A 15,251-nucleotide genomic window follows, 5' to 3' on the forward strand; every position below is an offset into this window, starting at 1 on the left:
AGTTAAAAAAAATAAAAAAATTCAGAATAATTAATCCAATCTATTTACATGAATTAAAGATTCAACAGGAACTCCTTCAATCTCATTTATTCCTTTTTTATCTATTAAAACAGCAACACACACAGGTGTAGCACCAAATTTATTAAGCTCAGCAATTACATCTTTAATTGTACGTCCACTTGTGATAACATCATCAACAATAATAGCTCTTTTTCCTTGAACACATGCAAAATTCTCACTAAATGTTCCATTTTTATTATCTTGCTCTTCTTCACCTTTTCTATGTTTTATTGGATGAAAAACAGCCAAAGAACTTTGGATACCTTCTTCAAATTGTAAAAAATCAGCCATCATAGTTGCAAATGGGATTCCACTAATGGCTATTCCAACAACAACATCTGCATCACCATGTTCTAAGGTCATGTCAGATAAAGCTGCAGCAACATATCTTAAACGAGAAGAGCTTCCACCTAAACGGTTTAAATTAATAGCTACATCTAATGGAGCATTCTCATGAGTCTCATCAGAAATTTTTTGAATAGTTAACCACCTAACAGTATCCATAGAGACATTTAATTGATCAGCAATTTCTCCAGTGGTAAAACCTCTATTCCTTAAATCATGAGCTTTTTTGATTAATTTTTGATTCATTATAAACACCACAATAAAAATAATTTAATTAATATTTAAGACAATAAAAATATAAATAATTAATAAAATATGAAAATTAATAAAATATGAAGATGAATAAAATATGAAAATTAATAAAAATATAAATAACATTTAAAAAAAAAAAAAAAAATTAAGTTATTTCAGAAATACTTACTGGAATTCTTTTATTTGAGGATTGTTTAGCTGCTAAAACCATTTTTAAAGCATTTAATCCATCTTCTCCAGTGATTTCTGGTTGTGTTTTTGTTTTAACTGAGTTTAAAAAAGAAGTTAATTCTTCTTTTAATGGTTCTTTATGTTCTATTTGAACATCTTGGGCAAATTTGCCATAGACATCAATACTCTGGTCAATATAGTCTACTGAAATTATTCCATCAGTGCCTGTAATTTCTAATTCTCTTCGTTTGTATGGAGTTAGCCAGTTAACTTCTAAAATACCAGTTATGCCATTTTCAAATTTAGTCATTATCTCAGCATGATCTTCATATTCGCATTTTTCAAGGATACTTCCCATTGTGGCATAAACTTCTATAGGATCTTCATTAAACAAATAGTACATTACATCCAAATCATGAATAGCTAAATCGATACCTACACCAACGTCTTTTATTCTTGGTGGAAATGGACCTACCCTTTTTGCTGAAGCAGAGACAATGTCCCCAATTACATCATTTTCTATTAATATTTTAGCTTTTTGAATGGCAGGATTAAATCTTTCAACATGTCCTGTACTTAAAACTATTCCTTTATCTTTAGCTAATTGTACCATTTCTTCAGCCTCTTTTAAAGTAAAAGCTATTGGTTTTTCTACTAAAATATGCTTACCTGCCTCAATGGCTTTCATAACCACATCATGATGAAAAGTTGTAGGTACACAAATACTTACAGCTTCAATTTCAGGATCTTTTAGCATTTCTTCATAATTTAAGTAATATTTACAGTCATACTTTTTAGCTATTCGTGAAACTGTGTCCTCGCTTAAATCAGAAACAGCTATCAATTCTGCATTATCAAGACGGTAATAAACCCTTGCATGATTTTGCCCCATAGCTCCTACACCAATTACAGCAACTTTGATTTTATTCATTTTTAATCTCCAAAATGTAATATGCCTCTTAAATTATATATAATCTTGAAAAATACATTAAATATAACTTTTCATTTATTCTTATTATTTATAATAATAACTAAAATTTTATAACTGAAATTTTGGTCAAAATTTTTATATACATTCTTAAAGAAATTCTTTCATTTCTTTTGCAGCGAGTATTCCTAAATCCTGAGCTTCTTTTAAGCTACCTTTAATATTTACTTTTGATAGTATTTCACCCTCTTTTGAAAGTAAAACAGCATAAAGAGAGAGTTTTTCTCCATCAAATTTAGCATTTGCACCTAATGGCCATTGACAACCAACCCCTAGCTCGTGAAGGAGGGTTTTTTCAGCAAAAGTCTCTTGAAAAGAGTTAAAATGATTTAATTTAAATAAAACATTCTTTTTATATGAATCACGTCTTGCAATAATTGCTAATGCACCTTGACCCGCAGGAGGAGTTAAGTATTCAGTTGAAAACCTATTTTTAATGTATTCTGTTAATCCTAAACGAATTAAACCTGCTTCAGCCATTATTGTCCCATCAACTTCTCCTTCAAAGACTTTATTTATCCTGGTTTCTATATTACCCCTTAAGGGTTTTAAAACCAATTCTTTTTTATGAAAATTCGAAAACGCTTCTCTTCTTAAACTACTACTCCCCAATGTAGAACCTTTAGGTATTTCATCCCAAAGATAATTTGATATGAATACTTCATTTGGACTAACACGCTCTGGTATTGAAATAATTTGTAAATCTTCATCCAAATCTGTTGGAACATCTTTTAAACTATGAACAGCAAAATCTACTTCTTCTTCCAAAACTGCTTTATCTAATTCTTTAGTAAACAAGCCTTTAGAATCCATATCATAAAGCTGAGAGTTGGTAATTTTATCTCCTTTAGTTTTTATAATACTCATATCAATTTTTTCACTAAAAAATTCAGATAAAGAGTTTTTAACTAAATTTGCTTGTGTAATTGCTAATTTACTTCCTCTAGACCCTATAATCAATGAAACACACCAAAAATTAACTATTAAAACATAAACCAAGCTATTTTAAATCAAATTATTTAAAAAAATTAACCATATATTAAAAAGAATTAAACTACTAATAAAAAAAAAATTAAAATATCAATAATAATTTATAAGTTATAAGTATATCTTTATATAATATGTGGATTTTGTAGTATTTAAATCTTTATATTTTATATGAATTTAATTTTTAAATCTAAATTTTTTCTTAACTAAGCGAACTTTTTAAAAAAAAAGGTTCATAAAAACTTTATTTAAAAAATAAAGAAAAAATTAAATAAAATATGTTTAAAAAAAAAGTCTAAAAAAATAGTTGTTAAATTAAAAAATAAAATAAAATTAAATAAAAAATAAAAAAGTAAAAAAAAGATAAAAATCAAATATCACAAAAATCAAATATCATATAAATTAACGTTTAGATAATTTTGAATAATTTGATCTATAAATAAAAAGAATATTCTTATTGTTTTTAATTGCTAAATTTATAGCCTCATTATAATCATTAAAAAATAGTATCTCATGGCTTAGTTTGCTTTTAATGCTTTTTCCTAGCTCATCTACTAACACAATTTTTAAATCATCATCATTATAATGAGATTCATTAAATTCATTTAAAAAATCATCTAAATAATTAATTAATTCCATCTCATTAATTTCTTCACATGTTATTCCATATTCTCCTCCAAGAATTATAGTATATTCGCCATCAAGATATTTTAAGCCATTGATTGAATTTTTAATAGATGAAACATTTAATCCTGGATTTATCTCTTCAATGACATTTAATTCACCAATTTGTTTATGTGATGATCTTCCCTTTAACCCATATTTTGATAAAAATGATTTTTTTATTGTTTTAATACTAATATCCATAGTTAAAGCAACAGTAATAGCATTGATAATGTTTAAAATATAATCCATAGATGGAGCATATGTTTCTATTTCAAATTCACCAGATAAAGATTTATTACTAATAGATTGAATATTTTTATACTCAAAGGATATTTTAGTAGATTCTAGAGATATTTCTATATTTTTAGCAGTTAAATTGCCAATTTTAATATCTGAGGTTGTATTTAAATAGTTAGAATAAGATTTATTTGAATATAATGAATAATTATCAATTTTAAATGTATTTAAAATGTTTTTTTTATTGTTAATTCTTTCAATAATCTCCAAATCATTAGAATAAAATTTATAAAAAGTTTCATCTTCAATAACAACAAATTTTGAGTTAAATGCTTGTTTTTTAGCCATTTTTGCAGTTAAAGTATTTTTAGCAATTGAATAATTTTCAATCAAATTCGTTATAACTCCAATGTCCCCAATACCAGTTGTTCCCAAAGAAGATTCAAAAATAGCTATTTTATAATCTGTGTCCAATTCCTTAAGGTTGTTTAAGTTTGTGTGATTAGAGTTATTTTGTTTTGGTAAAGTTAAACATGTATTGGAATATTTTAATTTAAGTGATTTTAATTTAAGTGATTTTGGCTTAAGTGATTTTGTTTTAAGTGGGTTTGATTTAGAATTAAAAATTTTAGAAGCTAAATTAAAAGTTTCTATAATATTTGCAGGAGTAATACTTATATTCTTCTTTAAAACATATTCTTTATTATTTTTATATAAAATTGCACCCAAACTACTTAAAATAAGTGGGTTAAAATCTTTAAAGATATTTTTTAAAAAATTTACAGTTGATGATTTACCTTTTACTCCTGTTACTTCTATTATTGGAATATTGTTTAATATATTCTTTAATTTGTAATTTAAAATAAATTTAACAATTTCATGATGAGTGTAATCTAATTTAAATGGTGGAAATTCATCAATATCATCGTAAAAATTATTAAAATTATTAAAATTATTTTCTATCTTCTTTAAATCTACTTTTTCAGGTCTTATTTGATGAAATTTTAATGGAGAATGAATTGGAGAAGTAATTAATAAATCTTCATTTTTAAAATCAGCATTAATTTTATTTTTAAATTTATTTAAATCATCTTCATTTTTTAAAATTTTAATATTAAAGCTCTTTAAGTGATTTTCTTGATAGGATAATTTTTTTTTATTTAACGATTTATTTTTACCTAAACTCCCATAAATATCATATAGATAAATAGTATTAAATAATTTAAGCTTTTCAAGTTCAATAGCTATTAAATCTCCACCATGTGTTAAATCAATTACTAAAGCTTCCATAGTATCAATTGTTAAATCAATAATCTGTTATATGATCCAAATAGTTGACCATACAATCAATTAATTTGTTATTAATTTATTATTAAGTTATTATTAGGTTATTATTAATTTATTTATTACTTATTATTTTTTTATTGGGTTATATGTTTTATTTAAAAATAAAGTTCATACACCCATTAATTTAGATTTGACATTTTGATAGAAATCATTAATGTTGGTTTTAACAAAATAAACATCATGATTAGACTTTTCAAAAGAAATTAAATCAAATGGCTTGATATTTTTGGTTATTTGCCCATCCATTACAAGAACAGCTTTTTTACTTTCACTTAATAGCTTAATTTCCACAGTACTTTTATTTGATACAACTAATGGTCTTATACTTAAAGAATAAGGACAAATTGGTATTATAATAAAAGCATCCACATTAGGATCGACTATAGGTCCTCCTGCAGACATTGAATAAGCTGTTGATCCACTTGGAGTGGATAAAATCATTCCATCCGCTCTAAAATCTTCAATAATCTTTCCATCAATCGATACTTGAAAATGCAACATTTTAGCTGGTCTTTCAGTCATAAAAACTGCTTCATTTAAGGCATGAAATACTCTACCATCATGTGAAACTTTTATTTGGTTTCTTTTTTCATAAAAGTAATGACCATTGTATAACTCATTTAGTTTTTTATCAAGTTCTTCAATATCTACTTCAGTTAAAAACCCAACGGTACCCATATTAATAGCAAATATTGGAATAGGGGAGGATAATTTATTTTTAGTCATTAGTATTGTTCCATCTCCTCCTAAAGTAATAAGTATATCAGTTTCAAAATTTTTTATATCTTCAGATATTCCCTTAAAATCAATGTTAAGTTTTAAAAATTTTAAATAATTGTATAAAGTTGTTTTAGTAGAATACAAATTATCAATGGTTTCTTTAACTCTTAAACCTTTTTTAAACTCTTCTAATTTAATAGCTAATCTTGTTTCAACTTTAACATCAATATTATTTTTTATTAAATCTTGAATAATTTTTCCTGCAAGTAATATTGAATTATCATTGTCTAATCGCGAAACAACTCCTACACTTCTAAGTTTTTCATGATTAAAATCATTAGAATATATTTCTTTTTTATTTATATGGTCTAGAACCTTTTGATGAATTTTTTCATTTGCTGAAGCTATTATTGGAACTTTTTCAGAAATTCTCAACTTAGTCTTTAATTTATTTCCATATTTATCACTTATAATGCTTCCTGCCTCTTCAATTATGATTTTTGCAGCTGCAAAGTCTAAAATTCTACTTCTTCTTAAATCCATAAATACATCATACTTTCCACAACTGGTATAAGCCGATTCAATAGCTACTGATCCTAAAACCCTAAATCTTCTTACTTTTCTAATCAATTCAAATGTTCCTGAGTGTACATTAAAATATCCTCCCATAGATACATTCCTAAGTTTATCTACAGTTGATGGAGAGAATTTTTTTCCATTTAAATATGCTCCTTGATCCTTAATGGCTTGAAAGTAATCTCCTGCTGAAAAATCTTTAATAAAACCATATTTAATATCTTCCAATGTTGGAAAGTGATCTTTAATCTTTGCAACAGCTATTGAGATTCCATAAACAGGTATTTGTTTTAAAGCATTGTTTGTACCATCTAAAGGATCAACAACAAAAAGAAGTTTTCCTTTCAAATCATTTGTTTTAAACTCTTTGTCTAAATCTATTTTTTCAACTTTGTCATTACCAAGTTTTAACTCCCCACTTTCTTCACTTATTAAGTAAGTTATAAATTCACAAGTTTTAAGAATTTTTATGATTTTTTTCTCAGCATAGACATCAATTTTTTTTGTTGGAGTACCATCTGCCCCCATTCCAACTACTTTTCCAATATCTTCATCATTAATATGGTGGCTAATAGATTTTTCCACATTTTTAATGATTTTAAGCGAAATGCCTTTAATAAATTCAATTTCATCTTTATTATCCATTTTATCCCTTGAAATTTTAATTTATATATTTTAATTTATATATTTTAATTTATTTTTAAATGGAATTTTAATTATCACAAATAAACAACAGCAGCTACAACTGAAGCTATACTATCTACCGTTGTTGAACTCTCTTCTATTGTTAAATCTTTTATTTTTTCATTCCTTTTAATCATCATGTATTTAACCATTAGTTCACAATCATTGATGATTTTTTCTTTATCAACATTTAATCCAGTTTTTTCAACAACACAACCTAAATTATCCCCAATAGCTACAGCAACAACTGCAGTAATTTTATCCCCTTTTATATCTGATTCAATATTAGATAAAACACAATTAACCATAGACCCAGGTTTAAAATATGAAAGCTTAGCTATTTGAGTGTTTCCTTCTAACATGCTTGATACTTTAATTAAGTTCACATCACCTATTCCTGCTTCTAGCAATGCATTATCAAATGCATTCAACTTACTTGGACCTTCACTCTTTCCTGAAACAATAGCTATTCTCATTTTATCACATGCAAAATAAAAAAAATATATCCAGTTACAAATACATTCCAATTACATACTTTTTAGATGATTAAATTCATATAAACTAAATACTACAAATTAAATTATTAAATAAATCAGATATTTAAATTATTAAATAAAAAAAATAAAAAAAATTATATATTTTATTTCTATATGTTTTTTATACTAATTAAAAATTTCTAAATCCTTCTAAATACATTTAAATCTAATTTCAAAAAACTTGTTTTTGACATAGTTTTTGCTGTTTTTTATTTCTATTTTTCTTTATTAATTATCCTTTTTCTAATATGATTGTATATTGAAATACATTAATAAATTCATTATCCTAACATTTATTCTTGTTATCTCTGTTAATTCAAACTATAGTTATTATATTAACAATACATTGTTTAAGCACAAAAAAACTTTATAAAACCAAGATAAAAAATTAAAAACACAAAAAATAATGAATTAAATATAACCTTATTCAATAACAGATGTTTTACAGTTATATGTGTTCTATTTTAATAATTTAATGTTAATTAATGTTAATTTCTCCAATTAAAAAATAAATATACTAAAAAAACTAAAAAACTGGTTAAGATAACAATTAACTTGTCATGGAACTTAAAATTTTTGATTTTTTCTATCTTAAATTTTTTATTTTTTTTGTAAACGTAGAATACAATGAAACTAATCCCAAAAGATAAATAGTAAAAAGCTGTTGGAATATCAGTGATTAAAAATATTAGTAAAACAGTTAAAAATTGAACTAGTAATAATGAATACTCAATTTTTAAAAAGTTATTTTCATTTATCATAGTATCTTATCTTAGCTGTTATTAATATAGAATTTTTTTGGAGTCAAACCAATCACAATGGACTCCATAATCTTTAGAGAAGTACCTATAGGTTTCTACTCTTGACAACTTTCTTGCACCAGCTTTAACATCTATATACACTGTATTGTTCCTATCCTATTCCCAATTGCATTAAAAAGGAACCTCAATATAATTAATTTTATGTGTAACCTTATTTAATAGAACAAATCTTTTACTGATATATATAAGTCATTTTACTAATTTAATATTAGTTTCTCCAATTATGGAATATTAATACTATGAAATATAAAAAAATGTTTGAGATGCTAATTAAATTTTGATGGAATTTAAAATTTTTGATTTTTTCCATCGCAGATTTTTTATTTTTACCAAAAATGTAAAATATAACAAAACTAATCCCCAAACTAATCCCCAAAGATAAATAGTAAAAAGCTATATGAATATCATGGATGGAGATTATTACTAAAACAGTTAAAAGCTGAATTATTACTAATGAATACCCTATTTTTAAAAAATTATTTTCATTGATCATAGTATCTTTATCTCACATTACATTAAAATCCAATTCTTTCAGAGCCAAACCAATCCCATGGACTCCCATAATCTCTAGAAAAATATTTATAAGTTTCTACTCTTTACAACTTCCTTGCACCAGTTTTAGCATCAATATACATTGCATTATCCCTATCATATTCCCAATTACCTTTAAAAGGAACCTCAATATAATCAATTTTGTGTGCGACATTATTTAATAGAACAAATGTTTTACTGTTAAATGTTTTACATTGTATATGCTCCATTTATTAATTTTTAACATTAATTTCTCCAACTAAAAAGTAAATTTACTACAAAAAATAAAAAAAAGGTTGAGATAACAATTAAATTTTCATGGAATTTAAAATTTTTTATTTTTTCTATCTTAAATTTTTTATTTTTTTTGTAAATATATAATATGATTAAACTAATCCCTGGGGATAAATAGTAAAAAACTGTTGGAATATCAGTGATTAAAAATATTATTAAAACAACTAAAATCTGAACCATTAATAGGAAATACAGTATTTTTAAAAAATTATCTTCATTTATCATGGTATCTTTATCTTACTTTTTATTAATATAGAATTCTTTCAGAGCCAAACCAATCCCATGGACTTCCATAATCCCTAGAAAAATATTTATAGGTTTCTACTCTTGACAACTTTCTTGCACCAGTTTTAGCATCTATATACATTGCATTGTCTCTATCATATTCCCAATTACCTTTAAAAGGAACCTCAATATAATCAATCTTATGTGTAACCTTATTCAATAGAACAAATGTTTTACTATGACCAAAAATACCAGATGGATGATAACTAATGTATTGCCAACCATCTGCAGGTAGGACACCATCTCTTATATGTACAATAAATTCCCCTTCTGCAATTAACACTAAAGACAAACCACCTAAAAAAATTAGAGGAGATGAACATGTTAATCCCCCTATTCCTATAACAAGCTTCAATGTATCGAATGCATACTGTCCTGTGAATGCACTAAAGTTAGAAATGTTGATTTTACTGAAAGTTGAAAAGAAATCCATGAGATCCTCGGCTACTGGATTTAGCGATGACATTATATTATTCAATAAATTGTTTATATTATTAATAAGATTATTTGTAAGCTGATTATGAAAACACCAAAAAGTATTAACTATATTGCTAATAATATTAAATCCTAATCCAGATAGGGCTCCTTTATAAGCAAACTTATCTGTAACAACAAAACATTTGACTAAGCCAGAAGTGGTATTTATGACCATTAATGAATTACTTCCATCTTCGGCTAAAATGATCACTAAATCTCCCTCACGGATAATGCTAAAATTATAATTTATCATTGCATTCATAATATTATCAAAGGCAGAATTAACGGGATTTCCTGTTAAATTTAATGCATAACCCTCAATTTCTGATAGGAATATTGAATTAATAAATTTAAAACCAATTATATTCGACTCATTGTTACTTTTAATTTTCATTCCCATGGTTGCATCTGGGATGTGGATATAAGCCCCTCCCACATTGTTTACACCAGCCATTACAAATATGCTACTATTTCTATCCCAAGTTACATTAAATTTAGCTTTATGGAGATCTGCCAACTTATCACTAAGCCATATGGTTGTTAATCCAGTTAAAAATGTCCCATAAGATGCTTTCAAAGGCCCAACAGGATAACTTACATTTTGATTCACCCAATATCTAACCATGTCATTAGTTACTTTATTTTTAACTATTGCAAAACTTTGAATTAATTCAAAACCATTAGGATCCCATCTAGAACCATTATAACCAATTGTTTCAGTCTTATTTACTATTTTATTATTTATGTTTAAAACAGTAGTTATATTCTCCTGTGAGGCACCACGATTTATTATTGTTACATTATTAATCTTGATCATTCCTAATTTTTCTTTAGTATTAGTGTATCTTAGAACATTAAGCTAATTTGATGTGAACTTATCATAACTACAAGTTGTCCAATTAGGAGTAGAAACATAATTATAATGCAGTTGTTGCCTTAAACCAAAGTCCTCAAAAATATAGCGAGCATCACTGAAAACAATTGTTGATTTATTTATTCCATTCAAAATAAAATCAATTAGTTCAAAACTTCCATTAACCCTCAAAAAATTATCTCCAATATAAATAACACTAAATTGATTAACATCCCATTTAACATAATCGTAGTATGTAAATGTCATTAAATCATTTAAAGCTTTAACTAAAATACCAGATGGATTTACTGGTAACTTGTTCAAAGAATTAAGTTTAACTGGTTTAGTTCCATTAAGGAATACAAAATAAGAATCACCATTGGTGATATTAAAATTTGTATAATTGTTGGGAATATGAAGACCATTTACTGGAGAGTATGAAAAAATATAGGTTTTATTTAACACTCTAACACTAAGTTCTCTTGAAAAAGGTAATTTAATAATGCCTCCCTTACCTGATTTCATAACATATGAAGAATTATTATAAACCATACCATCAAAAGTCACATTAACATAATTAGGAATCGTAATGGTGTAATTTAAAGGAATTATTGAATTATTTAAATTAATAACATAATTTACAGTACTAGTTGAACCAACATTACCTGCAAGATCTTTAGAATAATATTGAACATTATAAGCACCTTCAACCAAATACAAAACTGTAGACTTTGACTTAGAACTCCAAGCACCATTATTAATCCTATAATAAATAGTAGGATTAGGATCCAAATTATCTTTAGCAGTAAAGTTTACAGATTTAAAAGAAGTATATTGACCACCACCAAGATTACTATAAACCGTTGGAACATTTAAGTCTATAGTGTATTTTACAGTAACAGTAGATCCTACATTGCCTGCTGCATCTTTAGAATAATACTGAATCGTGTGTGTACCTCCAGCTAATGATAGAGTAACAATTTTTGATTTATTAAGCAGTGCTCCATTGTTAACTTTATAATATAATGTTGGTTTAGAATCTAAATTGTCATTAGCAGTTAAAATTACTGATTTTGATATATTATACCATCCAGCAGCTAAATTAGTAGAAACTGTTGGTTTAACTTTATCAATATAATAATTTACTGTTTTCCAACTTTCTAAATTGTTATTGTTATCAACTGCTCTATATACAAGAGAATGAGAACCTGCAGGTAAGCTTATAGTAACGGTTTTTGCTTTAGGTGTGCCACTTACACCATTAAGTTTATATTCAATTTTTGGAGCAGTGTCTTTGTTATCTTTAGCAGTTAAAACTACACTTTTAGCACTGTTATACCATCCACCAGCTAAAGAACTAGAACTTGTTGGCTTGACAGTATCAGTACTAGCTGTTGCACTATTTATTCCATTGATATTTTTAAAATACTGAGAGGATGGTAATGTTCCATGTTTGTCAGCATAAACAATAATATTAGAAAAGCCATAAACTAAAGTTTCATATCGTGCATTACCTCCATTATATGTAACATAAGCAGGAGGTTTATTATTATTTGAAATGTAAGTATTTATTGAACCTGCTAAATTAACATACTGTGCTTTAGTTAAAGTGCCTTGTAAACTACCACTTGGGCTTGGATTATTAATATTAACCAATTTAACAGTGTTATATTTGCCTTTGTTAGCATTTACAATAGTTCTTGTGGCAAGATATAAATAGTCTTCATCATTAAAAGTTTTATTGGTAACTTTCATAGCAGATGGAATTTTATTATTATCTGCTGTATATTTGCTTACTACAGCAGAAACATCACAAATTTCATCTACAGTTAAATACACATCAGCAGCAGAAGCACTAGATAAAAAAAAGAAAATAGAAAAAACAACCATAATCATCAAGAGAAACTTGGAAATTCTCCCACAGTTAAACAATTGAGAGAAAAATTGTTCCCCTTGAATTATTACACTTTCATTTATATCATTTTTATTATCCCACATTTTAAACACCAAATTGATTACAAAAAAATCTAAATCCATCTTAACCTAAATCATTTTAATTTGAAAAATATTCCTCCTAATTTGAATTAATAATTATTAGTATAAAATTAATAATATATAAATGTTGTTATGATTTTTTCTAAAATGATTCTCTGAAAATTTCATGAAATAATTATTATACTACATCTAATTGATATGATATACCTTTAAAAAAAAGTTTTCTTAAAAAAAATCATTTAAAAACCCATAAAATCTACTAAATTATACTATTTAAATATAAATACTAATAACAAATACAATTATAACTCTCTAATTATAATAATAAGCAATAATTATTTAAAAAAAAACAACTTTTAAATATATAATATTTTTAAATATATAATATAATAAAAATATGAATAAGCAGAAAAATATTAGAATGTGGAATGAAAAAATGACCAATGATAATATTCTTACAGTTAGCCATTTAACATCATACTTAAAAGCAAAAATATCAAGTGATAGAAAACTTAGAAACATAAATTTGAGAGGAGAGATTTCTAATTATAAAAAATATCCATCTGGTCACCATTATTTTGGATTAAAAGATGAAAAAAGTTATATTCCATCAGTTATGTTTTCATATGCAAGTAGTAGCCTTAATTTCCAACCATCAAATGGAATGAAAGTTATTGTAAGTGGAAAAGTAGATATTTATGAAGCACATGGAAGATATCAATTTATTGTAAGTGCAATGGAAGAGGATGGGCTTGGAAATCTACATCTTAAATATGAAGAATTAAAAAAGAAATTAAAACAAGAAGGGATGTTTCAAAAACCAAAAAAAATAATTCCACCATTTACAAAAAAAATTGGAGTTGTAACATCTCCTAAAGGAGCAGTGATAAGGGACATAATCACAACAGTTAAAAGACGATGGTCAATTGCTGAAATAATTCTTTTTCCTAGTTTAGTTCAAGGAAATAATGCTAAATACGAAATAATTGAAAAAATAAAAATGGCTGAAAAATTTGATATTGATGTACTAATTGTTGGACGTGGTGGAGGAAGTATGGAAGATTTATGGGCATTTAATGAAGAAATAGTAGTTAGAGCAATTAGTGAGTCTAATATTCCAATAATAAGTGCAATTGGACATGAAACTGACACTACACTTTCAGATTTTGTATCTGATTTAAGAGCACCAACACCAACAGCAGCAGCAGAACAAGCTGTTCCAAATATAATAGAAGTTGAAAATAGACTAGATACAAATAAAATTAGACTTAAAAAATCTATTATGAAGACTTTAGAAAAATATGATTTAATTTTAAAGAAAATCATGGAAAAACATATTTTAAAAGACCCTATGATGTTTTATCAAGCAAAAACCGAAAAAATGGGTTTTTTATTTGATAAATTAATCCAATTAATCCAAGCAAAAATAGATAAATCTCAAGAAACAAAAGAAAAGCTATTTAAAAACTTAAACGAATATATGGAAAAAGAGATTAAGGAATCTAAAAACCAGCTGATGAGGTTAAATGAAAAAATAATAATTCTTAACCCTTTAGAAACTATTCATCGAGGATATTCTATTATTAAAAAAGGAGATAAAATTATTTCCACAGTAAAAAATCTAAGTATAAATGATGAATTAGACATTGAAGTAAAAGATGGTATTATTAAAAGCCAAATTAAAAAAATCAATCCAAAGACTAAATGAGCTAAATAAATTGAAATAAATTAAAATAAAGTAAAATAAACTAATAAAGTAATAAATTAGTAACTAGTAAACTAATAAATTAATAAACTAAAATTTAAGGAGAAATAAAATGAGTGAAAGTTTTGAAGACAAATTAAATAAATTAGAAGAAATTGTTAAAGAATTAGAAAGTGGAGAAGTCCCATTAGAAAAAGCTATTGAAAAATACACCGATGCAATGGCTTTAATTAGAGACTGTGATGAAAAATTAAAAGAAGTAGCAGAAAAAGTTAAAATAGTCCATGAAAATGGTACAATAGCAGAGTTTAAAGAAGAATGATTTATTTTTAAATTTTTTAGAATATTTACAATCATTAAATGGCTGTGTAGCAATTCGAAAATCTAGTTTTCTAAATTTAATTAATTAAGTTAAAATTAAATCTATAAAGTTATAATGAATTTTATTATAAAAATAAATATAAATATTTAATAAAATTCTAGTTTAATTAATTTCAATGTCTATTTACTAAAAATAATTATTTTTAGACATTTAATTATAATTATTTTTAAATATTTATTTTTTATAAAGACATGTATTAATACTTTAAATAGTGTTAAGACAATTTAATTTTCATATTTTTTATTTAAGTATAGTATTTTGATAATTTTTTATCAGCATTTTCTTTAGTGAAATTCCAGTTTATTTTGCATTTATTTTCATTTCTGTAGTTCTGATAAG

11 protein-coding genes are annotated in these 15,251 nt (G+C 25.3%); 2 read left to right on the forward strand and 9 right to left on the reverse strand.

Annotation, left to right across the window (positions count from 1 at the left end; genetic code table 11):
- Positions 1-30 precede the first annotated feature (30 nt).
- From MBCUR_RS02160 to MBCUR_RS02210, 9 genes are all read right to left on the reverse strand, one after another.
- Positions 31-651, reverse strand: a complete 621-nt coding sequence (locus MBCUR_RS02160; protein WP_067089655.1) for an orotate phosphoribosyltransferase-like protein — start codon at positions 649-651, stop codon at positions 31-33.
- A gap of 151 nt (positions 652-802) precedes the next feature.
- Positions 803-1,759 carry a Gfo/Idh/MocA family protein gene (locus MBCUR_RS02165; protein ID WP_067089658.1) on the reverse strand — a complete coding sequence of 319 codons (957 nt, stop codon included), beginning with the start codon at positions 1,757-1,759 and terminating at the stop codon, positions 803-805.
- Between the two features lie 147 nt (positions 1,760-1,906).
- Positions 1,907-2,776: a hydroxymethylbilane synthase gene (gene hemC, locus MBCUR_RS02170; protein WP_067089661.1), complete on the reverse strand. Its 870-nt coding sequence runs from the start codon at positions 2,774-2,776 to the stop codon at positions 1,907-1,909.
- A gap of 429 nt (positions 2,777-3,205) precedes the next feature.
- Entirely contained in the window at positions 3,206-4,996 is a 1,791-nt protein-coding gene (gene cfbE, locus MBCUR_RS02175; protein WP_067089662.1) for a coenzyme F430 synthase, read from the reverse strand.
- Positions 4,997-5,161: 165 nt separating this feature from the next.
- Positions 5,162-6,994, reverse strand: a complete 1,833-nt coding sequence (locus MBCUR_RS02180; RefSeq protein WP_067089665.1) for a bifunctional NADP phosphatase/NAD kinase — start codon at positions 6,992-6,994, stop codon at positions 5,162-5,164.
- Between the two features lie 74 nt (positions 6,995-7,068).
- Positions 7,069-7,509 carry a pyruvoyl-dependent arginine decarboxylase gene (locus MBCUR_RS02185; RefSeq protein WP_067089666.1) on the reverse strand — a complete coding sequence of 147 codons (441 nt, stop codon included), beginning with the start codon at positions 7,507-7,509 and terminating at the stop codon, positions 7,069-7,071.
- Between the two features lie 1,477 nt (positions 7,510-8,986).
- Positions 8,987-9,151, reverse strand: a complete 165-nt coding sequence (locus tag MBCUR_RS10245; RefSeq protein WP_157077565.1) for a hypothetical protein — start codon at positions 9,149-9,151, stop codon at positions 8,987-8,989.
- Positions 9,152-9,462: 311 nt separating this feature from the next.
- Complete coding sequence (locus tag MBCUR_RS02205; protein WP_067089676.1) at positions 9,463-10,794, reverse strand: hypothetical protein; 1,332 nt, start codon at positions 10,792-10,794, stop codon at positions 9,463-9,465.
- A gap of 42 nt (positions 10,795-10,836) precedes the next feature.
- A complete protein-coding gene (locus MBCUR_RS02210) occupies positions 10,837-12,828 on the reverse strand; it encodes a hypothetical protein (RefSeq protein WP_157077567.1) in 1,992 nt (663 codons plus the stop codon).
- Between the two features lie 394 nt (positions 12,829-13,222).
- On the opposite strand from MBCUR_RS02210, the gene xseA reads away from it, so the two are divergent.
- Both xseA and xseB read left to right on the forward strand, forming a co-directional pair.
- A complete protein-coding gene (gene xseA / locus MBCUR_RS02215; protein WP_084269413.1) occupies positions 13,223-14,533 on the forward strand; it encodes an exodeoxyribonuclease VII large subunit in 1,311 nt (436 codons plus the stop codon).
- A 109-nt stretch (positions 14,534-14,642) separates the two neighbouring features.
- Complete coding sequence (gene xseB / locus MBCUR_RS02220; RefSeq protein ID WP_067089682.1) at positions 14,643-14,852, forward strand: exodeoxyribonuclease VII small subunit; 210 nt, start codon at positions 14,643-14,645, stop codon at positions 14,850-14,852.
- Positions 14,853-15,251: the final 399 nt, after the last annotated feature.

It is taken from the genome of Methanobrevibacter curvatus, from assembly GCF_001639295.1.
Taxonomy (GTDB): domain Archaea; phylum Methanobacteriota; class Methanobacteria; order Methanobacteriales; family Methanobacteriaceae; genus Methanoflexus; species Methanoflexus curvatus.

Coding starts and splice junctions, on each gene's coding strand:
- MBCUR_RS02160 (WP_067089655.1), bottom strand. CDS start 651: ATGAATCAAAAATTAATCAAAAAAGCTCATGATTTAAGGAATAGAGGT.
- MBCUR_RS02165 (WP_067089658.1), bottom strand. CDS start 1,759: ATGAATAAAATCAAAGTTGCTGTAATTGGTGTAGGAGCTATGGGGCAA.
- cfbE (WP_067089662.1), bottom strand. CDS start 4,996: ATGGAAGCTTTAGTAATTGATTTAACACATGGTGGAGATTTAATAGCT.
- MBCUR_RS02180 (WP_067089665.1), bottom strand. CDS start 6,994: ATGGATAATAAAGATGAAATTGAATTTATTAAAGGCATTTCGCTTAAA.
- MBCUR_RS02185 (WP_067089666.1), bottom strand. CDS start 7,509: ATGAGAATAGCTATTGTTTCAGGAAAGAGTGAAGGTCCAAGTAAGTTG.
- MBCUR_RS10245 (WP_157077565.1), bottom strand. CDS start 9,151: ATGGAGCATATACAATGTAAAACATTTAACAGTAAAACATTTGTTCTA.
- MBCUR_RS02205 (WP_067089676.1), bottom strand. CDS start 10,794: ATGATCAAGATTAATAATGTAACAATAATAAATCGTGGTGCCTCACAG.
- MBCUR_RS02210 (WP_157077567.1), bottom strand. CDS start 12,828: ATGTGGGATAATAAAAATGATATAAATGAAAGTGTAATAATTCAAGGG.
- xseA (WP_084269413.1), top strand. CDS start 13,223: ATGAATAAGCAGAAAAATATTAGAATGTGGAATGAAAAAATGACCAAT.
- xseB (WP_067089682.1), top strand. CDS start 14,643: ATGAGTGAAAGTTTTGAAGACAAATTAAATAAATTAGAAGAAATTGTT.